15 protein-coding genes are annotated in these 23,868 nt (G+C 58.8%); all 15 read left to right on the top strand.

Annotated features, from left to right (window positions below; genetic code table 11):
* Positions 1 to 149: 149 nt before the first annotated feature.
* The 15 genes from AB8C10_RS03040 (at position 150) to rpoB (ending at position 23,783) form a co-directional block, all read left to right on the top strand.
* Complete coding sequence (locus AB8C10_RS03040) at positions 150 to 1,025, top strand: ABC transporter permease (RefSeq protein ID WP_368866798.1); 876 nt, start codon at positions 150 to 152, stop codon at positions 1,023 to 1,025.
* A gap of 124 nt (positions 1,026 to 1,149) precedes the next feature.
* Positions 1,150 to 2,529 carry a molybdopterin molybdotransferase MoeA gene (locus AB8C10_RS03035; RefSeq protein WP_368866797.1) on the top strand — a complete coding sequence of 460 codons (1,380 nt, stop codon included), beginning with the start codon at positions 1,150 to 1,152 and terminating at the stop codon, positions 2,527 to 2,529.
* Between the two features lie 121 nt (positions 2,530 to 2,650).
* Complete coding sequence (gene moaC / locus AB8C10_RS03030; protein WP_005508376.1) at positions 2,651 to 3,151, top strand: cyclic pyranopterin monophosphate synthase MoaC; 501 nt, start codon at positions 2,651 to 2,653, stop codon at positions 3,149 to 3,151.
* 50 nt (positions 3,152 to 3,201) lie between these two features.
* On the top strand, positions 3,202 to 3,720 hold the full coding sequence (locus AB8C10_RS03025) for a MogA/MoaB family molybdenum cofactor biosynthesis protein (RefSeq protein WP_070846815.1): 519 nt from the start codon (positions 3,202 to 3,204) through the stop codon (positions 3,718 to 3,720).
* On the top strand, positions 3,710 to 4,216 hold the full coding sequence (locus tag AB8C10_RS03020) for a molybdenum cofactor biosynthesis protein MoaE (RefSeq protein ID WP_005504913.1): 507 nt from the start codon (positions 3,710 to 3,712) through the stop codon (positions 4,214 to 4,216). The genes AB8C10_RS03025 and AB8C10_RS03020 overlap by 11 nt, the downstream gene beginning before the upstream one ends.
* A 133-nt stretch (positions 4,217 to 4,349) precedes the next feature.
* Complete coding sequence (locus AB8C10_RS03015; protein ID WP_368866796.1) at positions 4,350 to 5,543, top strand: ThiF family adenylyltransferase; 1,194 nt, start codon at positions 4,350 to 4,352, stop codon at positions 5,541 to 5,543.
* A gap of 77 nt (positions 5,544 to 5,620) precedes the next feature.
* Positions 5,621 to 9,340 carry a nitrate reductase subunit alpha gene (locus AB8C10_RS03010; RefSeq protein WP_368866795.1) on the top strand — a complete coding sequence of 1,240 codons (3,720 nt, stop codon included), beginning with the start codon at positions 5,621 to 5,623 and terminating at the stop codon, positions 9,338 to 9,340.
* Complete coding sequence (gene narH / locus AB8C10_RS03005; RefSeq protein WP_005504921.1) at positions 9,340 to 10,953, top strand: nitrate reductase subunit beta; 1,614 nt, start codon at positions 9,340 to 9,342, stop codon at positions 10,951 to 10,953. Before AB8C10_RS03010 ends, narH begins: the two co-directional genes overlap by 1 nt.
* 3 nt (positions 10,954 to 10,956) lie before the next feature.
* The gene (narJ, locus tag AB8C10_RS03000) at positions 10,957 to 11,697 is read left to right on the top strand and encodes a nitrate reductase molybdenum cofactor assembly chaperone (RefSeq protein WP_005504922.1); all 741 of its coding nucleotides are present in this window, start codon (positions 10,957 to 10,959) and stop codon (positions 11,695 to 11,697) included.
* Between the two features lie 26 nt (positions 11,698 to 11,723).
* The gene (gene narI / locus AB8C10_RS02995) at positions 11,724 to 12,557 is read left to right on the top strand and encodes a respiratory nitrate reductase subunit gamma (protein ID WP_070642956.1); all 834 of its coding nucleotides are present in this window, start codon (positions 11,724 to 11,726) and stop codon (positions 12,555 to 12,557) included.
* A gap of 30 nt (positions 12,558 to 12,587) precedes the next feature.
* Positions 12,588 to 13,811: a nitrate/nitrite transporter gene (locus AB8C10_RS02990; RefSeq protein ID WP_368866794.1), complete on the top strand. Its 1,224-nt coding sequence runs from the start codon at positions 12,588 to 12,590 to the stop codon at positions 13,809 to 13,811.
* Between the two features lie 306 nt (positions 13,812 to 14,117).
* Complete coding sequence (gene gcvP / locus AB8C10_RS02985; protein WP_368866793.1) at positions 14,118 to 16,958, top strand: aminomethyl-transferring glycine dehydrogenase; 2,841 nt, start codon at positions 14,118 to 14,120, stop codon at positions 16,956 to 16,958.
* A gap of 172 nt (positions 16,959 to 17,130) precedes the next feature.
* A complete protein-coding gene (gcvT, locus tag AB8C10_RS02980; protein ID WP_070831766.1) occupies positions 17,131 to 18,249 on the top strand; it encodes a glycine cleavage system aminomethyltransferase GcvT in 1,119 nt (372 codons plus the stop codon).
* Between the two features lie 273 nt (positions 18,250 to 18,522).
* Positions 18,523 to 20,019 carry an L-serine ammonia-lyase gene (locus AB8C10_RS02975; RefSeq protein WP_368866792.1) on the top strand — a complete coding sequence of 499 codons (1,497 nt, stop codon included), beginning with the start codon at positions 18,523 to 18,525 and terminating at the stop codon, positions 20,017 to 20,019.
* A 257-nt stretch (positions 20,020 to 20,276) separates the two neighbouring features.
* Positions 20,277 to 23,783 (top strand): DNA-directed RNA polymerase subunit beta, encoded by a 3,507-nt coding sequence (gene rpoB / locus AB8C10_RS02970; RefSeq protein WP_200962785.1) that lies wholly within the window; start codon positions 20,277 to 20,279, stop codon positions 23,781 to 23,783.
* Positions 23,784 to 23,868: the final 85 nt, after the last annotated feature.

Genomic DNA, 23,868 nt, shown 5'->3' with positions numbered 1-23,868 from the left:
CGCTAGCGCCGTTCCGCACCGCTGAAACCCGGAGCGCAGAACGGACACCCGCAGGATGCGGCGGCACGCTCAACGAGCAAGCCGCCGCATCCTGAACGCGTCTCCTGCCGCGCTCTCAAAACCCCGAAGAAATACGCCGAGAAATACCCATGACAGACAGCACCGCAACCACCCGCCGCCGCGCCGGCGCCTCAAGCACGCCCGGGAGCAGCCTCTTCGCCTCCGTGCCCGTGCTCTTCCTGGTTCCGGCGTCGCTGGGTGTTTTCCTCATTGCCGGGCCGCTTCTCGGGCTCTTTCTCAACATCCCCTGGAGCCAGCTCGGCAGCATCTTCACCCCGCAGGTGCTCAGGGCGGCGAACCTCTCGCTTGGCACCGCCGCTGCATCCACCCTTATCTGTGGTCTTCTTGGCGCACCCCTGGCGCTCGTGCTCTCCAAAGTGCTCAACCGCTCGCGGCTGCACCGATTCGGGTCGGTCCTCTACGCCATCATCTATACCCCGGTGATTCTCTCACCGGTGGTCTCCGGCCTCGGCCTGCTCTTCTTCTGGGGCCGCAAAGGCATGATCGGTACCTACCTCTACCAGGCTGGAATCTCTATCCCGTTCACCTCGAACGCGGTGATTATCGCTCAGGTCTTTGTCGCCCTACCTTTCTTTGTCGCCACCGCGGTCACCACCCTGCAGGCTATTCCCCGCGAATACGAAGAAATCGCCCTCGTCGAAGGCGCCAAACCCGCAGAGATCACCTTCAAAGTGCTGCTGCCCCTCGCCGCGCCCGGACTCGCTACCGCCTTTCTCCTCTCCTTCGCCCGTGCACTCGGCGAATACGGCGCAACCGTCACCTTCGCCGGCAATGTGCAAGGCAAAACCCAAACCATACCCCTCGCCATTGACCTAGCCATCAACAGCAGCGACATTCCCAGCGCCCTCGGAAGCGCCCTGATCCTCATCAGCCTCTACCTGGGAATCTTCGGGGTCCTCGGTCTGATTCGCGCCCTCAAAAAACTACGCGAAAGCACCCGATAAGCCGCTCCGACGCTCGCACCGCACACCACCCGGTACACACAGGCTCTTAGGCACAACTGCATTTACCAGCCCACAAACACACACCTACACTAGTCATAACCACCGCCGCACGATTGGAACCGCCATGATTTCCCCTGAATTCAATGGAACCCCCAGCACCGAGGAATACCGCGCCTACCTGGCGCTACTGTTGCGCGAAGTCTTCATCGGCACCGCAGAAACGGTTCCCCTCTACCACGCGGCAGGACGCATTCTCGCCCAAGATGTCACCGCACGCATGGACGTACCCAGCTTCGACAACTCTCAAATGGACGGCTACGCCCTCACCGCGGCAGCCGTTGACCGCGAGGACCGCATCTTCACCGTCGGCCGCGAGATTCCCGCAGGGCGTCCGCTGCAACGCTCCCGTTCCTCCGACGACCTGACCTACCCCATCATGACCGGCGCACCCATGCCCAAGGGCTACGACGCCGTCATCCCGGTCGAGCAGTCCGAACGCATCGAATACCCCGACCTGCCCGAATCCTTCGGCCGCCCCAGCGAAAAGGTCAAACTCGCCCCCGGCAAACCCGGACAGTTCGTGCGCCGCCGCGGCGAAGACGTCGTCACCGGACAGGTACTCGCACGCGCTGGTGAACGCGTCACCCCCGCCCTGCTCGGTGCGCTCGCCTCCCAGGGGTATGCGCGTCTGACCGTCGCGGCAGGTCCCCGTGTGCTCGTATGCACCGGTGGCGACGAGATTCTCTCCGGCGTTGAAGAAGACGGCACCGCTACCTCGCAGGAGCTGGCTCAGGGGCAGATTTTTGACGCGAACGGGCCCATGCTGACCGCTATGCTCCGTGAAGACGGCGCTGAGGTGCGCCGCATCGCTATTGGTGATAACCCCATCGAGTTGCTGCACCGTCTCGCGGCAGAATACGAGAGCTTCGCGCCGGACATCATCATCACCTCGGGCGGTATTAGCCACGGTAAATACGAAGTGGTGCGCAACGCCATCGCCAAGGCACACGAAGCCGACATCCTGGTGCCCGTCTCCTGGTTTGGTCACGTGAGCCAGCAGCCCGGCGGACCGCAGGGCGTAAACGTTCTCGACTTCAAGGGCCATCGCGTGCCCATGATTTCCTTCCCCGGCAACCCGGTGAGCACCCTCATCTCGTACGCGCTGATTCTGCGCCCCTACCTGCGTGCAGGCGGCCCCTACGGTGTGCCCTATGCGGTTGCCTCCGAACAGGCAACCCTGAACAACGCACCGCGAGGCGTGCTCGTCACCGAAACCCCGATCACCGCCCCGGCAACCAAGCGCCAGTTCCTGCGCGGAACCCTCGGCATGGTCGAGGTCGAGCCCGGAACCTACCGGGTGGAGCTCTACCCCGACGTGCTCTCCGGCTCGCACCTGTTACACCGCGCCGCACAGGCGGACGTGCTCATTGAGCTGGCGCCCGGAACCACCTACACCGGGGGAGAAGCGGTACCCTACCACCGCATCCGCCTCACCGATAACTAAGCCCCCGCCCCGCATTGTTCCTTGCTTTAGAGCAGTGAATAATAGCGACAGGGAATAATTGAGACTCACACCAAGTAACGATTTGCGGCAGAAGAACACCGCGCAGAAGCCAGGAGAAACGATGACCTCTACCTCGCAGCCCAATCAGGAACTGACCCACGTGCGCGCCGACGGCTCGGCACACATGGTGGACGTTACGGAGAAGTCAGTCACCACCCGCACCGCCCTGGCTGAGGCGACTGTGCGCACCCGCGAAGACGTCATCGCCATGATTTTTGACGCCGACCTGCCCAAGGGCGACGCACTGCCCGTCGCACGCGTCGCCGGCATTATGGGCGCTAAGCGCACCCCGGAAATCATTCCCCTCTGCCACCCGCTACCCCTGGGCAAGATCACGGTCGACTTCGAGCGCGGCACCGACTTCGTGCGTATTGAGGCGTCCGTGAAGACCCGCGGAGTCACCGGCGTAGAGATGGAAGCGCTCACCGCCGTCTCCTCGGCAGCGCTGACCGTTTTCGACATGATTAAGGCAGTCGATAAGTACGCCGTTATTACCGATATTCGTGTTCTGGAGAAGAGCGGCGGCAAGTCCGGCGACTGGTCCGTCCGCGAGGACTCCTAAGCTGCGGCGGCGCACCCCCGTCACCTGATAGATACAGAAAAGGAAAGCCCATGAGTAGCGAAGAGTACACCATGCCGGAGAACCTGACCGGTCTGGTCATTGTCGCCTCCACCCGCGCAGCCCGCGGCGTGTACGAGGATAAGTCCGGCCCCATCGCCGTGGAGTGGCTGCGCTCGCGCGGCTTCGACACCCCGGATGCCGTGGTCATTGAAGACCGCGATATTGTCGAGTACTTCAACACCCTGGTCACCGAGGGAAAGAAGAACGGCACCCTGCCGACCTTCATCCTGACCAGCGGCGGTACCGGTCTGAACTCTGACGACCAGACCGTGGAGGCGGTTCGCCCCCACCTAGACAAGGAAGTTCCCGGCATTATGCATGCCTTCTGGATGAACGGTCTGAAGAACGTTCCCGCAGCGGTGCTTTCACGCGGCGTGGCGGGCGTAATTGACCGCACCTTCGTGATGACCCTGCCCGGTTCGCGCGGCGGCGTGAAAGACGGCGTGGCGACCCTCGACCCGCTCGTTGAGCACATTTGCCGCCAGATGGAGGACTACCATGACCACTAAGCCGCAGAACGAAGAATCCCTGGATCATTCGGGTGCGCACGGTGCTGAGCCGAGCGGCTCGACCGTGGTGTTCACCGATATTACGGAGGCGCCCCTCGAGCCGCTGTACGCGGCGGCTAAGGCTGAGGTCATGACTGACGCCATGGGTGCCCTGGTAATTTTTGACGGCATTGTGCGCAACCATGATCACGGTAGTGCGGTGCGCGGGCTGTCTTATAGCGCGCATCCGCAGGCTCGTGAGTATATTGCCGAGGTTGCCGCCGAGGTTGCTGCTGAGCTGGACGGTGTGCGCCTGTGGGCTGTGCACCGCGTGGGCCCGATTGCTATCGGAGAGTCGGCTCTGACCGTGATGGCGGCGGCTGCTCACCGCGGCCGCGCGTTTGATGCGTGCGAGCTGGTGGCTGACCGTGTGAAAGCTCGTGTGCCGATTTGGAAGGAACAGGAACTGCTCGATGGAAGCATCGAGTGGGTTGGCGTGGACACTTCGCCCGCTTAGCCTCCTGAATATTCTGATATCTCTATATAAGCCTGTCAGGGGGGGGGATTTCTCTTGGGCAGGCTTATTCTCATTGAGGCTTGGCGCCCTAAAAGCTCAAGCCACCCTCTATTACTTGATGTGAGGATTCCCTATGTCTTCTCAGCCTTCAACCGGCGCGAGCGAGCTCTCTGCTGCTGAGCGTGCGTTCTATTCTCGTCAGCTAATTCTGCCCGAAATGGGTTACGAGGCTCAGCTGGCGCTCAAGGGCGCACGCGTGGTGGTGTTGGGCGCTGGTGGTTTGGGTGCTCCTGCTCTGCTGTACCTGGCGGGTGCCGGGGTCGGTCAGATTGTGGTGGTTGATGATGACGTCGTGGATGCTTCGAATCTGCACCGCCAGGTGATTCATACGCACGCCAGGGTGGGTAATTCTAAGGCTGAGTCTGCTGCAGAGTCTTTGCGCTCGCTGAATCCTTTTATTGAGGTTGTGCCGGTGCGCGAGCGGCTGACGGAGGCGAATGCTGATGAGCTTCTGGCTGGCGCTGATTTGGTGCTGGATGGTAGCGATAATTTTGAGTCGCGTTATGTGGTGTCGGCGGCTGCTGCACGTGCTGGGATTGCGCATGTGTGGGCTGCGATTCTTGGTTTTGATGCGCAGCTGAGTGTGTTTTGGGCGGGGCACGGCCCGGTGTACGAGGATTTGTATCCTCATGCTCCTGCTGCCGGTAGTGTGCCGTCGTGTAGTACTGCCGGTGTGGTGGGTGCTATGGCTGGCGTGGTGGGTGCTGCGATGGCCATGGAGGCGGTGAAGCTGCTGACCGGGGTGGGGGAGCCGCTCATGGGTGAGGTTGGCCTATATTCGGCGTTAAGCGGGAGGTGGGAATATATACCTCTTGTAGCTAGCGTGCAAGCTGTACCTAAGAAAAGTGTTGTTTTGCCCCAGGAAACGAGCCAGAAGCCCAAAAATTCTGTAACAATTCGTAATATTTCTCAGGATTTTACAAGCCCTTCTGTCGACTCGAAGCCCCGCTCAATGAGTGCTCAGGACCTTAAAAAGATGTCATCGGGTGAAAATATTGCCCTTTTGGACGTTCGTGAGCGGGTGGAATTCGATGCTTTTGCGATTGAGGGGGCTATCAATCTGCCCCTCACCGAACTGCTTGAAGCAGCTCGAAGCGGCACTCTAAAGGCCCTGATTGAGCGTAAAATCCCCGCAAATGCCCAGAAAATCGTTATTTACTGCACTGGATACACCCGAACAGTTGAAGCGGCTCGTGAAATAGCGCCCCTGGAGGAGCGTTCTGTGTACATGCTTGAGGGCGGAATTTCCGCCTGGCTTACGGTCTAAAACACCCTTATTTCGTATGAATTAGGCAAGGTTTTTATCTCGTATTTTCCATGCCAATTTTCAGATATATTGGCAGTATGGAACAAGCATCACAGATTAAGGGCCCGGACGGCCCCCTTACCGATCAGCTGATCAAGTTCGGTAAGTTCTTCTCCCGCTGGGATGAGACTGAAGACGGCCGCGCCGTCTTCCGTGAAGGCGGCCGCGAAGGTGACGCCTTCTACCGCGACCGTTGGAGCCACGATAAGGAAGTTCGCTCTACCCACGGCGTGAACTGCACCGGCTCCTGCTCCTGGAAGGTGTACGTCAAGGACGGCATTATCACCTGGGAAGCACAGGAAACCGACTACCCCTCGGTTGGTCCCGACCGCCCCGAGTACGAGCCCCGCGGCTGCCCCCGCGGTGCAGCATTCTCGTGGTACACCTACTCTCCCACCCGCGTTAAGTACCCCTACGTTCGCGGTCTCCTGCTGGAGATGTACCGCGAAGCGAAGGCAATCCACAACGATCCCGTGGACGCCTTCCACTCCATCGTGTCCGACCCCGCCAAGCGTGCACGCTACGTGAACGCACGCGGTAAGGGTGGTCTGGTGCGCTCGACCTGGGCTGAGGCTCTCGAGCTGATGGCTGCTGCTCACGTGCACACCATCAAGTACTACGGTCCCGACCGTAACACCGGCTTCACCCCGATTCCGGCAATGTCTATGGCTTCCTTCAGCGCGGGTGTTCGCTACATCCAGCTGACCGGCGGCGTCATGACCAGCTTCTACGACTGGTACGCTGACCTCCCCGTGGCTTCCCCGCAGGTCTTCGGCGACCAGACCGACGTTCCCGAGTCCGGCGACTGGTGGGACGCTGCATACCTCATCATGTGGGGTGCAAACGTTCCGCTGACCCGTACCCCGGACGCTCACTGGGTCTCCGAGGTTCGCTACCGCGGTACCAAGGTTGTCACCGTGAGCCCCGACTACGCCGACAACACCAAGTTCGCTGATGAGTGGCTGCCCGCACAGGCAGGTACCGACGCGGCACTGGCAATGGCGATGGGCCATGTCATCCTCAAGGAGAACTACGTCGACCAGCGTGTCGAGTTCTTTGAGGACTTCGCCCTGACCTACACCGACCTCCCCTTCCTGGTCACCCTGGAAACCCGTGAAGACGGCGTTAAGGTCCCCTCCAAGTTCCTGACCGCAGCTAAGCTCGCAGGCGAGGCTGAGCAGGCTAACGCTGACTTCAAGCCCGTCCTGATGGACCGCGAGACCGGTGAGGTCTTCGTGCCCAACGGCACCATGGGTCACCGTTACGCTCAGGAAGACCAGGGCAAGTGGAACCTGGACCTGCAGGGTCGTAAGCCGATTCTGTCGATTCGCGACCTGCCCCAGGGTCAGACTGCAGCTGCAGAGATCAAGATGCCGACCTTCGACAACCCGAAGGGTCACGGCGACGTCATTACCCGCGGTGTGCCCGTAGCCTACGTTGAAGGCCACGAAGTCACCACCGTCTTCGACATCATGCTTGCACAGTACGGTGTGGGCCGTGAGGGCCTGCCCGGCACCTGGGCTAAGGACTACGAGGACTGGAACGTTCAGAACACCCCGGCATGGCAGGAGCAGATTACTTCTGTCCCCGCCGAGGCTGTTATCCGCGTTGCCCGCGAGTTCGCTAAGAGCGCCCTGGATTCCGGCGGCCGCTCCATGATCATCTTCGGTGCGGGTATCTGCCAGTGGTACCACGCTGACACCACCTACCGCGCTATCCTCGCCCTGCTGAACCTGACCGGTTGCCAGGGTCGTAACGGTGGCGGTTGGGCTCACTACGTGGGCCAGGAGAAGGCACGTCCGCTGACCGGTCTGACCAACATTGCGAACGCTCTGGACTGGAGCCGCCCGCCGCGTCACATGATCGGTACCGGCTTCTGGTACATGCACACTGACCAGTTCCGTCAGGATGCATACTCCACCGACTACCTGCAGTCCCCGCTGGCTAAGGGCGAGCTGCGCGACGTTCACACTGCTGACGTTGTGGCACGCTCCGTGCGCATGGGCTGGATGCCGTTCTACCCGCAGTTCCCCGAGAACTCGCTGGAACTGGCTGAGAAGGCAGAGCAGGCAGTGGCACGCGGCGAGGCTTCCTCGAACGCGGACTACATTGCGAAGCGTCTGAACTCTGGCGACCTGGAGTTCTCCGTTGAGGACGTTGATAACCCCGTCAACTGGCCTCGTACCCTGACCCTGTGGCGTTCGAACCTGTTCGGTTCCTCCGCTAAGGGTGAGAGCTACTTCCTGAAGCACCTGGTCGGTAGCATGGACAACGTCCAGGGCTCCGATTCGGAGAAGTTGCCGAACGAAGTGAAGTGGGTTGATGAGGCACCTCAGGGCAAGCTGGATCTGCTGGTCACCTCGGACTTCCGTATGACCTCCACGACCCTGCTGTCTGACATCGTTCTGCCGACTGCAACCTGGTACGAGAAGCACGATATCTCCTCGACCGATATGCACCCGTTCCTGCACGCGTTCTCCCCGGCAATTGACCCGCCGTGGGAGGCAAAGACCGACCACGAGACCTTCAAGGCACTGGCGTACGAGTTCAGCCGTCTGGCTAAGAAGCACCTCGGCGTCCGTAAGGACATCGTTTCGGTCCCGCTGTTGCACGACACCCCCGGCCAGATTGCTCAGCCCGGTGGTCACGCACCCGACTGGAAGAACACCCCCGGCATGGTGGGCGTACCCGGCAAGAACATGCCGAACTTCGTCACCGTTGAGCGCGACTACGGCGCACTGTACGACATGTACACCACCGTTGGCCCGCTGTTCGACAAGCTCGGTGCAACCACCAAGTTCATTACTTACGACCTGAAGAACGAAGTCGCGAAGATGGCTAAGGAATTCGGCGTGATGGACTCCGGTAAGGGCGCAGGCCGTCCGGCACTGGATACCGACGTGAAGATTTCTGAAGCAATCCTCATGATTTCCGGTACCTCCAACGGTGAGGTTGCTATCAAGGGCTTCAAGGAGCTCGAGAAGCAGACCGGTCTGCACCTGATGGACCTGGCAGAAGGTAACGAGGAACGTCGTATCACCTTCCCCATGACCCAGGCCGCACCGCAGCCCGTGATGACCTCCCCCGAGTGGTCCGGTTCGGAGACCGGCGGTCGCCGCTACGCTCCGTTCACCGTCAACATCGAGAAGAAGAAGCCGTTCCACACCCTGACCGGCCGTATGCACTTCTTCCTCGACCACGACTGGATGCACGAAATGGGCGAGGCTCTGCCGATTTACCGTCCGCCGCTGGACATGACCGGCCTGTACAACGAGCCCGAGCTCGGTACTACCGATGGTGTTTCGGTTGCTGTTCGCTACCTGACCCCGCACAACAAGTGGGCAATTCACTCGCAGTACTTCGACAACCACTACATGCTGAGCATGTTCCGTGGTGGTCCGACTGCGTGGATGAGCCCGCAGGATGCTGAGAAGATTGGCGTCAAGGATGGCGAGTGGATTGAGTGTGTGAACAACAACGGTGTCTTCGTTGGTCGTGCGGTCGTTTCGCACCGTATGCCCGAGGGCGTCTGCTACGTCCACCACGCTCAGGAGCGTATGGTTAGCCCGAAGTCTGAAGTCACCGGCAAGCGCGGTGGTATTCACAACTCGGTGACCCGTATTCTTCTGAAGCCCACCCACATGATTGGTGGCTACGCTCACCAGGCGTTCGCCTTCAACTATCTTGGACCGACCGGTAACCAGCGAGACATCGTCTCGTACATCCGTCGCCGTAAGTCCCAGGAGGTAACTTTCTAATGCGCGTTATGGCACAAGTTGCTATGGTGATGGCGCTCGATAAGTGCATCGGCTGCCACACCTGCTCCGTGACCTGTAAGCAGGCATGGACGAACCGAGCCGGTACCGAGTACGTCTGGTTCAACAACGTTGAGACTCGCCCCGGTCAGGGTTACCCCCGCCGTTACGAGGATCAGGAGAAGTGGAAGGGCGGCTGGGTGCTGAACAAGCGCGGTCGTCTGGAGCTCAAGAGCGGTAACCGCTTCCAGAAGCTCTTCACGATTTTCGCTTCCCCGATTCAGCCCGAGCTGAACGACTACTACGAGCCCTGGACCTACGATTACCAGAACCTGACCAGCGCTCCTCTGGGCGATGACTTCCCGGCTGCTAAGCCGGTCTCCCTCATCACCGGTGAGGACACCAAGGTCGAGTGGGGTATGAACTGGGACGACAACCTGGCTGGTGCGACCGAGTACGGTCACCTGGACCCGCTGGTTGAGAAGGTTCGCAAGAAGGCTGAGGACAAGATTAAGTTCGAGTTCGAGCAGACCTTCATGTTCTACCTGCCTCGTATTTGTGAGCACTGCCTGAACCCCTCCTGCATGGCTTCTTGCCCCTCCGGCGCTATCTACAAGCGTGCTGAGGACGGCATCGTCCTGGTTGACCAGGACCGTTGCCGCGGTTGGCGTCAGTGCATCACCGGCTGCCCCTACAAGAAGGTGTACTTCAACCACAAGACGGGTAAGGCTGAGAAGTGTACCTTCTGCTACCCCCGTATTGAGGCTGGTATCCCGACCGTGTGTGCTGAGACCTGTGTTGGTCGTATGCGCTACATCGGTATCTTCCTCTACGATGCAGACCGCGTGACTGAGGCTGCTTCGGTCGAGGATGAGAAGGATCTCTACGAGGCTCAGCTGTCGCTGATGCTTGATCCTTCGGATCCGGCTGTGATTGAGCAGGCTCGTAAGAACGACATCCCCGATGCGTGGATTACTGCAGCTCAGAAGTCGCCCGTGTACAAGCTGGCGAAGGAGTGGAAGGTGGCTCTGCCCCTGCACCCCGAGTACCGCACCATGCCGATGGTTTGGTACGTGCCGCCGCTGTCTCCGATTGTTGACCTGCTCAAGGAGCAGGGCCACGATGCAGAGAACAGCAACAACCTGTTCGGCGCTATTGAGTCTCTCCGTATTCCGGTTGAGTACCTGGCTGAGCTGTTCACCGCTGGTGACACTGAGGTTGTTACTAACGTTCTGCGCCGCCTGGCTGCGATGCGTTCGTACATGCGTGACATCAACCTCGGTGGCGAAGGCAACGAGGAGATCGCTCAGGCAGTTGGCATGACTGGTCAGCAGGTGTACGAGATGTACCGCCTGATGGCTATCGCTAAGTACAACGAGCGTTACGTCATTCCGAAGGCTCACATGGAAGACGCCCACAACCTTGAGGAAATGGGCTGCTCCTTGAGCGTGGATGGCGGACCCGGCATGTACGGCGATGCGTTCAACGACATGGAGGGTCGCCCGACCCCCGTGTCCACCGGTGTCTACGAGGCTAACAACAAGGTCAGCTTGTTCAGCTGGGACGGTTCTTCCCGTCCTGACGGCCTCTTCCCGAATACCACCGGAAAGAAGTAATAAGTGGCTGGATTCTTTTCCAAGCTCATGGGCAAGGCCGGTTCCGAGGCTACTGTCTCGGAGCCGGCTCAGCCGGAGAACCCGTTTGATATCGATTACGGTCCCGGCGAGGATAAGGACTCGGTGATTTACCAGGTGAGCGGTATGCTCCTGGGCTACCCCGATGAGGAGACTCTGAAGGTTCTGCCTGAACTGGTGGAGATTACCGCTTCCACCCAGGATGAGGCTTTCATTGCTGCCGTTGATGCGGTTCAGCAGTGGCTGACTTCTAAGGACCTGGAGGATGTGCAGTCCGAGTACGTGCAGGAGTACGACCTTTCACGTCGTCATTCTCTGCATCTGTCCTACTGGACCGATGGTGATACCCGCCGCCGTGGTGAGACGCTCCTGCGTTTTAAGCAGATGTACCGCGACTCCGGTATGTTGACCGTTTTGAATGGTGAGCTTCCGGACTACCTGCCGCTGGTGCTGGAGTTCTGTGCGTTGGTGGATCGCCGTAAGGGACGTTCCGCTTTGCAGGCGTACCGTCCGTCCCTTGAGCTTCTTCGTCTGTCCATGAAGGACGGAAATCTGCCCCACTACGGGTTGTTGCAGAGCATCTGCGATACCCTTCCTGGCGTCTCTCCGCAGACTCAGGAGGAGGTCCAGAAGATGGCTGGCTACGGCCCTCCCGTCGAGACTGTTGGCCTGAATGGCTACGCTGATCATCAGCTGCTCCAGCAGGCTTCGGCTCGTTCTAACTAGTTTTATCCCTTGTGAGGAGACAACACGTGTACGTACTTGCTTCTGAGAACGCAGGACATGCTGCACAGGCTGTAGCCGATCCGGGTATTGTTGACATCCTGCTGTGGGGCGTTCTGCCCTATGTTGCACTGGTCATTCTGATTGGTGGCACCATTTGGCGTTACCGTACTGACCAGTTCGGATGGACTACCCGCTCGTCCCAGGTCTATGAATCGAAGCTGTTGCGCATCGCTTCGCCCCTGTTCCATTACGGTCTTGCGGCCGTTTTCCTTGGCCACGTTGGTGGTCTGCTGGTGCCTAAGGCATTCACCGACCTGGTCATTTCGGAGGACACTTACCACATTGTGGCGCTGGCTGGCGGTTCTGTTGCTGCGGTCGCAACCATTGTTGGTATGTTTGTTCTGATTGGTCGCCGTGTTTCGAACTCTCGTGTGCGTTCGGCTACCACTCGTAATGACGTTTTCATGTATGTCGTTTTGGTTCTGGTGATTCTCGCCGGTACTGCGGCTACTCTAATTTCGGCAGTGAACCCCTCGGGTGGTTTGCCTCCGGTGAATGGTCACGAGGTTCACTTCAACTACCGTGAGACCATTTCTGTGTGGTTCCGTTCGCTGTTCTACTTCCACCCTGAGGTGGCTCTGATGGTGAATATTCCTGTGGCTTTCAAGATTCACATCGTGGTGGCTATGGTTCTGTTCATCATTTGGCCGTTTACCCGCCTGGTGCATGCACTGACTGTGCCTCTGCACTACCTCTTCCGCCCCTACACCGTGTACCGCTCTCGTGGCGGCCAGCGTGTTGGTGCACGTCGAGGTTGGGATCCGGTTGGTACTCTCCCGCGTGAGCGCGCCGACCGCTAATACACATATCCATATTGCAAAAGAGGAAATATGAGCACCCCTGCTGCACCGAGCTACGACCTGAAGAAGGGTCAGCTCCGTAACGTTCTGCTGGCAACCTTCGCCTCGACCATTGGCTTCTGGGCATGGACCATCGTCGGCCCGCTTGCAAAAATGTATGCCAAGCAGATGCACCTGGACGCTGGTATGACTAGTGTTCTGGTCGCTATGCCGATTTTCATCGGCGCTATCGGCCGTATTCCCGCTGGTGGTCTGACTGACCGCTACGGTGGTCGTATTATGTTCACCGCTGTTCTGGCGATTAGCGCACCCCTGGTCTTCCTGGTTGGTGTTGCTGGTCAGATGAACTCGCTGCCCATGCTGCTTGTTGTGGCGTTCTTCCTGGGTATTGCGGGTACCGTGTTCGCTGTGGGTATTCCCTTCAGTGCCGCATGGTATGACGCTTCCAAGAAGGGTTTTGCGACCGGTGTGTTCGGTGCCGGCATGGTGGGTACTGCAATTTCTGCATTCGCTACCCCCCGCCTGGTGCAGGGTATTGGTTACTTCCAGACTCACGTTCTGATTGCTGTTATCTGTGCTGTAACCGCTGCTATCTCTTTCTTCTTCTTGAAGGATTCTCCGGCAACCATCGGCCGTGAGGTTACTCCGCTGATGCCGAAGATTGTTCAGGCATTCAAGGTGAAGACCACTTGGCAGCTGTGCTTCCTCTACGCTGTTGTGTTCGGTGCGTTCGTGGCATTCTCGAACTACCTGCCTACTTACCTGAGCAACATCTACAACTTCAACGCTAACGACGCTGGTATGCGTGCGGCTGGCTTTGCGGTTGCTGCTGTGATTGCTCGTCCCTTCGGTGGTGTGCTGGCTGATAAGTTCGGTCCGAAGATTATCACCCTCATCTCCCTGGGTGGTGTGGTGATCCTGGCAGTTATTACCGCGTTCCAGCCTGATGCTGAGCACGTGTATGGTGCTGTTTTCATCCTGATGGCTGCTCTTCTGGGTCTGGGTCACGGCTCGGTCTTCGGCTGGGTGGCTCGTGCGGCTGATCCGAAGAACGTTGGTGCGGTGTCCGGTGTGGTTGCTGCTGCTGGCGCTCTGGGTGGTTTCTTCCCGCCGCTGGTGATGGGTGCAACCTACAACCAGGCTGAGAACAACTACTTCATCGGTCTGATGCTGCTGGCCGTGACCGCGTTCCTCGCCTTTCTGTCGGCATTCCTCGTGCCGCACGGTGGCAAGCCGGATCACGCTAAGAAGTAATCCATTGAAGATATTTAGATATTCCTCGTAAGAGGTATATCTGAGCTTGTTTTCATAGGGGCCCCGGTTCGTTCTTCCGGTAACGGAGAACGAACCGGGGCCTTGCTCTGTTCGGTATCAGGGGCGAGAGAATCCTTCGAGTCGTCAATATGAGGGTTAGGAGAAGAGTTATCGTCTCCGAGCATGTCGAATCGTGATAATGGTGAGAAAAATGTGCGGAGATGTGGGACACTTAAAGCGTTCGACTCGTCGCAATAGCGCGACGTGACCCCTCTACGGTTTGCGCCGACCAATAGGAGAATCCCTATGTCCTTTATTGATCGTCATCTCGGCCCCCGTTCCGCAGACGCAGAGCAGATGCTCGAAACCCTGGGATATTCTTCCCTGGATGCGCTGATGGACGCTGTTGTCCCCTCGCAGATTCGCCTTGACGGCGAATTGCAGTTGCCTGCTCCGCTGTCGGAGCATGAGGCTCAGGCAAAGATTGCCGGCTATGCTGCGAAGAATAAGGTTCTCGCCCAGATGATTGGTGCCGGATACTACGATGCAGTAACTCCCGCGGTTCTGCGCCGTAACATTCTGGAAAACCCCGGTTTCTACACTTCTTACACCCCGTACCAGGCTGAGATTTCTCAGGGCCGTCTGGAGGCTCTGCTGAACTTCCAGAACACCGTGATGGAGCTGACCGGCCTGGAGATTGCAAACTCCTCCCTGCTGGATGAGGCATCCGCAGTAGCTGAGGCAGCTGTCATGATGCACCGTGCGAACCGCAAGGTGAAGAATGGCTTCTTCGCGATTGACTCCCGTTGCCTGCCTCAGGTTATTTCGGTGACTCGCGGCCGTGCAGAGATGCTCGGCATTCCCTTCGTCATTACTGATTTCTCTGAGGGTCTGCCTGAGGGCGACCTGTACGGTATCGTCCTGGCGTACCCCGGCAATGAAGGCGATATTCGCGATATTGAGCCGCTGATTAAGGCCGCTAAGGAGCGTAACGCCCTGGTCACTGTGGTCGCTGACCTGTTGGCTCTGACCCTGCTGAAGTCTCCGGGTGAGCTGGGTGCTGATATCGCAGTTGGTAACACTCAGCGTTTCGGTCTGCCCTTCTTCTTCGGTGGCCCCCACGCTGCGTACATGGCTGTTCACAAGGGCATGGAGCGTACCATGCCTGGCCGTCTGGTGGGTGTTTCTAAGGATTCGGCTGGTAAGCCTGCGTACCGTCTGGCTCTGCAGACTCGTGAGCAGCACATTCGCCGTGAGAAGGCTACTTCCAATATTTGTACTGCTCAGGCTCTGCTGGCGATTGTTGCTGGTGCTTACGCGATGTACCACGGTCCTGAGGGTCTGCGCGCTATCGCGAACCGCCTGCACACTAATGCCGCTCGTGTTGCTACCGCGCTGAAGGCTGCGGGTTACGGTATCGCTCACGATACTTTCTTCGACACCGTTGTGGTGGAGGCTGCTGGCCGTGCTGACGAGCTGGTTGCGAAGGCTCTGGACGCTGGCGTGAACATCCGCCGCTTCGACGAGAACCGTGTTGGTATTTCCGTGGGTGAGTCTCACGGTGAGGAACTGCTCAAGGGTCTGGTCGAGGCTCTGGGCGGCACCCTGGGCGAGGCAGATGCACAGTACGATCTGCCCGCTGAGCTGCTGCGTACCGATGACTACATGCAGCACCCGATTTTCCACAAGTACCGTTCCGAGACCGAGATGATGCGCTACCTGCGTCACCTCGCTGACAAGGATCTGGCACTTGACCGCACCATGATTCCGCTGGGTTCGTGCACCATGAAGCTGAACGCAGCGGCTGAGATGGAGCCCATCTCCTGGCCCGAGTTCGCGAACATCCACCCGCTGGTCCCGGAGGACCAGGCTGAGGGCTGGCACGAGCTGATTAAGGACCTGAGCGAGTGGCTGGTTGCTATTACCGGCTATGATGCTATCTCCCTGCAGCCGAACTCGGGTGCGACCGGTGAGTACGCTGGTCTGCGCGCTATCCGTTCCTTCCACGAGGCTAACGGTGACCACGAGCGCGACACTGTCCTGATTCCGCTGTCTGCTCATGGCACCAACGCAGCATCTGCCGCTCTGGCTGGTCTGAAGGTTGCCGGTGTGGCAACTGCGGCTGACGGTTCGATTGATGTTGATGACCTGAAGGCAAAGATCGAGAAGTACGGTCCCAAGGTTGCCGGCATCATGATTACCTACCCCTCCACTCACGGTGTGTTTGAAGAGCAGGTTGCTGAGGTTTGCCAGCTGGTTCACGAGGCTGGCGGTCAGGTGTACCTGGATGGTGCAAACCTGAACGCTCAGATGGGCTTCGCTCAGCCGGGTAAGTTCGGCGGCGACGTTTCGCACCTGAACCTGCACAAGACCTTCTCCATTCCTCACGGTGGTGGCGGCCCCGGTGTTGGCCCGCTGGCTGTTCGTGAGCACCTGGCGAAGTTCCTGCCCGGTGACGCATACCGCGCTGATTCTGAGGGTAAGCTCCCCAACGATGCTGCTCTGCCGATTTCGCAGGCGTTCTTCGGTTCTGCCGGTGTTCTGCCGATTAGCTGGATGTACATTGCGATGACTGGTGCTCAGGGTCTGAAGGACTCTTCGCAGTACGCGGTGCTGAACGCTAACTACATTGCGAAGAAGCTGAACGACAAGTACCCGGTGCTGTACACCGGCCCCGGCGGTCTGGTCGCTCACGAGTGCATCCTTGACCTGCGTCAGCTGACCGATCAGTCTCACGTGACTGCTGAGGACGTCTGCAAGCGTCTGATGGACTTCGGCTTCCACGCTCCGACCCTGGCGTTCCCGGTTCCGGGCACCCTGATGGTTGAGCCGACCGAGTCTGAATCGAAGGAAGAGCTGGACCGCTTCATTGAGGCAATGGAGACCATCTACGACGAGATTATCGAGGTGGCTGAGGGCAAGGTCGCTGTGGAGGATTCGGTTCTGCGCAACGCACCGCACACCGTTGATGTGGTGAGCGCTGATGAGTGGGATCGCCCCTACAGCCGTACCCAGGCGGCTTTCCCTGTTCCGAGCCTGCGCGCTAACAAGTACTTCACCTCGGTGGGTCGTATTGATGGCGCCGGCGGTGACCGTAACTTCGTGTGCGAATGCCCCCCGATGGAGGCTTTCGACCTGGAAGCATAAGGAGCCTGTAACGCTCCTGGGCGGGCTGTAACGGTCTGCCTGCCCCGTCCGTCCTCAGGTTTCTGGGGACGGGCGGGGGATGCCTCCGCAGCGTATCTCGTGTCTGTGGGGGCGAACCAAATCTACGACGATTGAACGATAACAGCACGATGCTGTGCGTGAGGAGAATCCAATGTCCCCCAAGAAGACCTCCCTGTACCCGGTTCACGAGAAGCTGGGCGCTTCTTTCACCGACTTTGGTGGCTGGGATATGCCCCTGAAGTACGCTAACGACGTTGCTGAGCACGAGGCTGTCCGTACTCGTGCCGGTATTTTCGACCTGTCTCACATGGGTGAGTTCCGTGTGACCGGTCCGGATGCGGGTGCGTTCCTGGATTACGCTCTGGTGTCGAACATGTCCATCCTGAAGGTTGGTAAGGCGAAGTACTCGATCCTGGTCAACGACAAGGGCGGCGTGATTGACGACCTGATTACTTACCGTCTGGGCGATGAGGAATTCATGGTCGTTCCGAACGCTTCGAACATTGACACTGACTTCGCTGCGATGAGCGAGCGCCTGGGCGATTTCAATGTTGAGTTTGTGAATGAGTCGGACCAGACTTCTCTGGTGGCTGTTCAGGGTCCCCGTGCTGAGGAGATCCTGTTGGCTGCTGGTGTCTCTGATGAAGAGGCTGTCCGTGAGCTGAAGTACTACGCTTCGGTTCCGCTGACTGTTGCTGGTGTTGATGTTCTGCTGGCTCGTACCGGTTACACCGGTGAGGATGGCTTCGAGCTGTTCGTGCCGAATGAGAAGGCTGTTGAGCTGTGGGATAAGCTGGCTGCTGCGGGTGAGCCTTTCGGCATGATTCCTGCGGGTCTGGCTTCTCGTGACTCCCTGCGTCTTGAGGCTGGTATGCCGCTGTACGGTCACGAGCTGGGTCTGGATATTACTCCTTTTGAGTCTGGTCTGGGTCGCCTGGTTGAGATTGCTCTGGAGAAGAAGGCAGCTAACTTCGTGGGTCGTGAGGCTCTGACTGAGCTGGCTAAGAGTGAGTCCAAGCGTATTCTGGTTGGTCTGAAGGCTCAGGCTAAGCGTCCTGCTCGTGCCGGTTCTAAGCTGGTGGATGCTGAGGGCAATGAGATTGGTGAGGTTACCTCCGGTATTCCTTCCCCGACTCTGGGCTTCCCGATTGCTATGGCGCTGGTGAACCGTGAGTTCTCTGAGGTTGGCTCTACTGTGGATGTTGATATCCGCGGTAAGCGTGCTCCGTTTGATGTTGTGGCTCTGCCGTTCTACAAGCGTGAGAAGTAAGAGTTTTTCTTCAGGCTATCTGTAGGGGAGAGGCGTCGTGTCCTGTGTGGGTACGGCGCCTTTTCTGTGCTGTAATGCGGGTTTGAACGGTGGGGGAGCGGGTGAGGTGTTCTGAGCCTTAGTTTGTGATGGTTCTGAAGTGCGTTAGGATTAGAGCGGCCAGTCAAGGGTGATTGTCCGCACGTATAGACCGCAGATTGATGTGTGGTTCCTTCGTTGAGGGGCACATATCTTTTGGGGCGGCACACAGACGACTATTTCGAAGGACAGAACGTGGCTATTAACCAGAGCGCACCCAGTAGCGCCCAGAAGAAGGCAGAGGCTCTGCCGTATGACATCAGTGTTTTTGAGATGTTCAGCATTGGTGTGGGTCCTTCGAGCTCGCATACGGTGGGTCCGATGCGCGCTTCGAACCGTTTTGTGGCGGAGCTGATTGACGAGGGTCTGCTGGACCGTGTGACGGGCGTGCATATTGATTTGTATGGTTCGTTGGCGGCTACGGGTGCTGGTCACGGCACGATGAGCGCGGCGTTGAAGGGTCTGTGCGGTTTTGTGCCTGAGACGATCAATATTGCTGATTCTGAGGCGATGATTGAGCGCAATAGCGTGGATGGTACTTTGCCGCTTGCTGGTTATCCGTCCTCTGCGTACGGTGTGACTGCGCCCGGTGGTGAGGAGCAGAAGGTGTACGGCCCGGTGGTGAATTACCGTGAGCTGGATATGACTCTGCGTCCATTGACGGTTCTTCCGCGCCATACGAACGGTATGAAGATTGCGGCGTTTGCGGGTGAGCAGCTGCTGTTGGAGCGCACTTACTATTCGATTGGTGGTGGATTCATTGTTGAGGGTGATGAGGAGGCGACCGGCGGTGCGTCACTGATGAACCCTCCGTATCCGTTTGGTTCGGCTACTGAGCTGCTGGAGATGGCGAATGAGTCTGGTCTGTCGATTGCGCAGTTGAAGATGACGAATGAATGTTCTCTGCGTTCGGAGCAGGAGGTCCGTGATGGCATCTTGCATATCTACCGTGTGATGAAGGAGTGCATTGGCTCTTCTCTGGCGCGTGTGGGTTATTTGCCGGGGCCTCTGAAGGTGCGTTGCCGTGCGGGTGCGTGGCATCGTGATTTGATGGTGGAGGATCCTTCGAAGTCTCCTGAGTTCGCTATTGACTGGGTGAACCTGATTGCTTTGGCGGTCAATGAGGAGAACGCTTTTGGTGGTCGTGTGGTGACTGCTCCGACGAATGGTGCTGCGGGTATTATTCCTGCGGTGCTGCATTACGCGATGAATTACACGCAGGGTATCCGCCATTGCGGTCAGGCTGCTCGTGATCAGGCGGTTGTTGATTTCTTCTTGGCGTCTGCTGCTGTGGGTGTGCTGTATAAGAAGCGCGCGTCGATTTCTGGTGCTGAGGTGGGTTGCCAGGGTGAGGTGGGCAGTGCCTCCTCGATGGCTGCTGCTGGTTTGGCGCAGGTGATGGGTGGTACTCCCGAGCAGGTCGAGAATGCGGCTGAGATTGCGATGGAACACAACCTGGGTCTGACGTGTGACCCGGTGGGTGGTTTGGTGCAGATTCCGTGTATTGAGCGTAATGCGATGGCTGCGTCGAATGCTGTGACGGCGGCTCGTATGGCGTTGCGTGGTGATGGTACGCACCGTGTGTCGTTGGATCAGGTGATTGAGACGATGCGTCAGACCGGTTTGGATATGTCTCACCGTTATAAGGAGACGTCCATGGGTGGTTTGGCTGTGAATGTGGTGGAATGCTAGGTGCACGCTGCGGCAGGTTTGCACTCCTGATGAGGGTGTGGTAGACAGAAGGGCTTTCTTCCTGTATCGTTAGTATTTACGCTTTCCCTAACCTTTGTGCCTTCATATAGCGGTGGGCACGGGCTGAAGGTGACGTTTTTCCGTCCGACTCTATAGCTTCGAGCACCGTTTTATTCGGGGGCTGAGGTTGTCGTGTCGCCGGTAATGTCGCCGGGAGGCTGATTGCTAACAGACATGTCTGTGGAAGGATCCCCATTTTGGTCGCTTCGAGCACCTCTAACCATGACGCCGCTAACGGCGCAGAGAACGTCTCGCGCCGAATTTCATTCGCGAAGATTAACGAACCGCTGAAGGTTCCCAACCTGCTTGCTATCCAGACCGATAGCTTCGACCGCCTCGTTGGTAACGAGCGCTGGGCGGAGCGTCTGGAGAAGGCGCAGGCTGCTGGTGACACTTCTGTCCCCGCTCAGTCCGGTCTGGCTGAGATTTTTGAAGAAATCTCCCCGATTCGTGACTTCCAGGAGACTATGCAGCTCTCCTTCTCTGAGCCTGAGTTTGCTGACCCCAAGTACTCTGTTGAGGAGTGCAAGGACCGCGACGCAACCTACTCGGCTCCGCTGTACATTAAGGCTGAATTCATGAACCTCGCTACCGGCGAGGTCAAGCAGCAGACCCTGTTCATGGGTGACTTCCCCCTGATGACCGAGGCCGGTACCTTCGTTATTAACGGTACTGAGCGTGTGGTCGTTTCTCAGCTGGTGCGTTCCCCCGGTGCTTACTTCGAGAAGGCTCCGGACCGTACCTCCGATAAGGACATTTACTCTGCCCGCGTGATTCCTTCCCGCGGTGCATGGTTCGAGCTGGAGATTGATAAGCGCGACCAGGTTGGCGTGCGTCTGGACCGTAAGCGTAAGCAGTCCGTGACCGTTCTGCTGAAGGCTCTGGGCTGGACCGAGTCCAAGATTCTGGCTGAGTTCGGTCAGTACGACTCCATCCGCGCAACCCTGGAGAAGGACTCCGTCAAGGACCGCGACGAGGCTCTGCTGGACATCTACCGCAAGCTGCGTCCGGGTGAGCCCCCGACGGTGGAAGCTGCCCAGGCTCTGCTGGACAACATGTACTTCACCCCGCGCCGCTACGATCTGGCGAAGGTTGGCCGTTACAAGCTGAACCGTAAGCTCGGCGTGGACGTTCCCATGGATTCCCCCGAGGCTTCCGTTCTGAGCCAGGACGACATCGCTCAGATGATTCGTTACCTCTGCGCTCTGCACGCAGGCGAGACCAGCATCCCGGGTGTACGCGATGGCGAGGAAATCTCCCTCAAGATCGATATCGACGACATCGACCACTTCGGTAACCGTCGTATCCGCACTGTGGGCGAGCTGATTGAGAACCAGATCCGTACCGGTCTGTCCCGTATGGAGCGCGTGGTTCGCGAGCGCATGACCACCCAGGACGTGGACGCTATCACCCCGCAGTCCCTGGTGAACATCCGCCCCGTCGTGGCAGCTATCAAGGAGTTCTTCGGTACTTCTCAGCTGTCCCAGTTCATGGACCAGAACAACCCGCTGGCGGGTCTGACCCACAAGCGTCGTCTGTCCGCACTGGGCCCGGGCGGTCTGTCCCGTGACCGTGCAGGCATGGAAGTTCGAGACGTCCACCCCTCGCACTACGGTCGTATGTGCCCCATTGAAACCCCTGAAGGCCCGAACATTGGTCTGATTGGTTCGCTGGCAACCTACGGTCGCATCAACTCCTTCGGTTTCATTGAGACCCCCTACCGCGTGGTGACTGACGGCCGCGTGACCGATGAGGTTCGCTACCTGACCGCTGACGACGAGAAGTCTGTCGTTATTGCACAGGCAAACGCGCCGCTGAACCCGGACCGCACCTTTGCTGAGAACGAGGTTCTCTGCCGTGCGGGCGATGGTTCTGGCGAAGCTGTTCTGGTCGCTCCCGGTGCCGTTCAGTACATGGACGTCTCCCCGCGCCAGATGGTGTCCGTGGCTACCGCCCTGATTCCTTACCTGGAGCACGACGACGCTAACCGAGCACTGATGGGTGCTAACATGCAGCGTCAGGCTGTGCCCCTGCTGGAGTCTGAGGCTCCCGTGGTTGGTACCGGTATGGAGAAGTACGCAGCACTGGACTCCGGTGACTCCGTGCTCGCGAAGAAGCCCGGTGTGGTTTCCTCCGTGGACGCTAAGACCGTTATTGTCCGTAACGACGACGGCTCTGTCTCCACCTACCCGATCATGAAGTTCTCCCGTTCGAACCCGGGTAACTGCTACAACCAGCGCGTTGTGGTGAAGGAAGGCCAGCGCGTCGAATACCGCGACGTTATCGCTGACGGTCCCTCCACCGACGGTGGCGAGCTGGCACTGGGTAAGAACCTGCTCGTGGCATACATGCCGTGGGAAGGCCTGAACTACGAGGATGCGATCATCCTCTCCCAGCGCATGGTTTCTGAGGACGTGCTGACCTCGATCCACATTGAGGAGCACGAGATTGACGCCCGCGACACCAAGCTGGGCCCCGAGGAGATTACCCGCGACATCCCGAACGTGTCCGAGGACGTTCTCTCGGCTCTGGACGAGCGCGGCATCATCCACATCGGTGCTGAGGTTGAGGCTGGCGACATCCTCGTCGGTAAGGTCACCCCCAAGGGCGAGACCGAGCTGACCCCCGAGGAGCGCCTGCTGCGCGCAATCTTCGGTGAGAAGTCCCGCGAGGTTCGTGACACCTCTCTGAAGGTTCCTCACGGCGAGTCCGGTACCGTCATCGGTATCCGTATCTTCGACCGCGAGAACAACGATGAGGACGATCTGCCCCCGGGCGTGAACCAGCTGGTCCGCGTGTACGTGGCTCAGAAGCGTAAGATTACCGACGGCGACAAGCTTGCAGGCCGCCACGGTAACAAGGGTGTTATTTCCAAGATCCTGCCGATCGAGGATATGCCCTTCCTGGAAGACGGTACCCCCGTGGACGTCATCCTGAACCCGCTGGGCGTGCCCGGTCGTATGAACATTGGTCAGGTTCTGGAAGTCCACACCGGTTGGCTGGCTAAGCAGGGTTGGAAGATTGAGGGCGAGCCCGAGTGGCTCAAGCACATGCCGAACTTCCCGAAGGAATCCGGCCCGACCCGCCTGGCAACCCCGGTGTTCGACGGTGCCCACGAGGACGAGCTGTTCGACCTCATGGATCACTCGAACCCGAACCGCGATGGTGACCGTCTGATCAACCGTTCCGGTAAGGCACGTCTGATTGACGGCCGTTCCGGTGAGCCGTTCCCGGACCCGATTTCGGTTGGTTACCAGTACATCCTGAAGCTGCACCACCTGGTGGATGACAAGATTCACGCTCGTTCCACCGGTCCGTACTCGATGATTACCCAGCAGCCCCTGGGTGGTAAGGCGCAGTTCGGTGGTCAGCGCTTCGGTGAGATGGAAGTGTGGGCGCTGGAAGCATACGGCGCCGCATACACCCTGCAGGAAATCCTGACCGTCAAGTCCGATGACGTGGCGGGCCGCGTGAAGGTTTACGAGGCTATCGTGAAGGGCGAGAACATCCCTGAGCCGGGTATCCCCGAATCCTTCAAGGTTCTTATCAAGGAAATGCAGTCTCTGTGCCTGAACGTCGAGGTGCTCTCCACCGACGGCAAGATTATTGAGATGAGCGACTCGGAGGAAGAAGGCTTCCGGGCAGCAGAAGATATGGGCGTGAGCCTGACCCACGACGAGCCTAGCTCCGTCGACGAGGCATAAGCACCGCCTCCTTCTAGGGTGGGGAGCCCCGCATGCGCTCGCGTGCGTTGTGGGGTTCCCGCCCGCTAACCCAAGTCTTCAGAAA

This window comes from Rothia mucilaginosa (assembly GCF_964210535.1).
Classification (GTDB): domain Bacteria; phylum Actinomycetota; class Actinomycetes; order Actinomycetales; family Micrococcaceae; genus Rothia; species Rothia mucilaginosa_F.
Note: the sequence above shows the minus strand (reverse complement) of the source record. Positions and strands in the feature narration are given on the sequence as shown.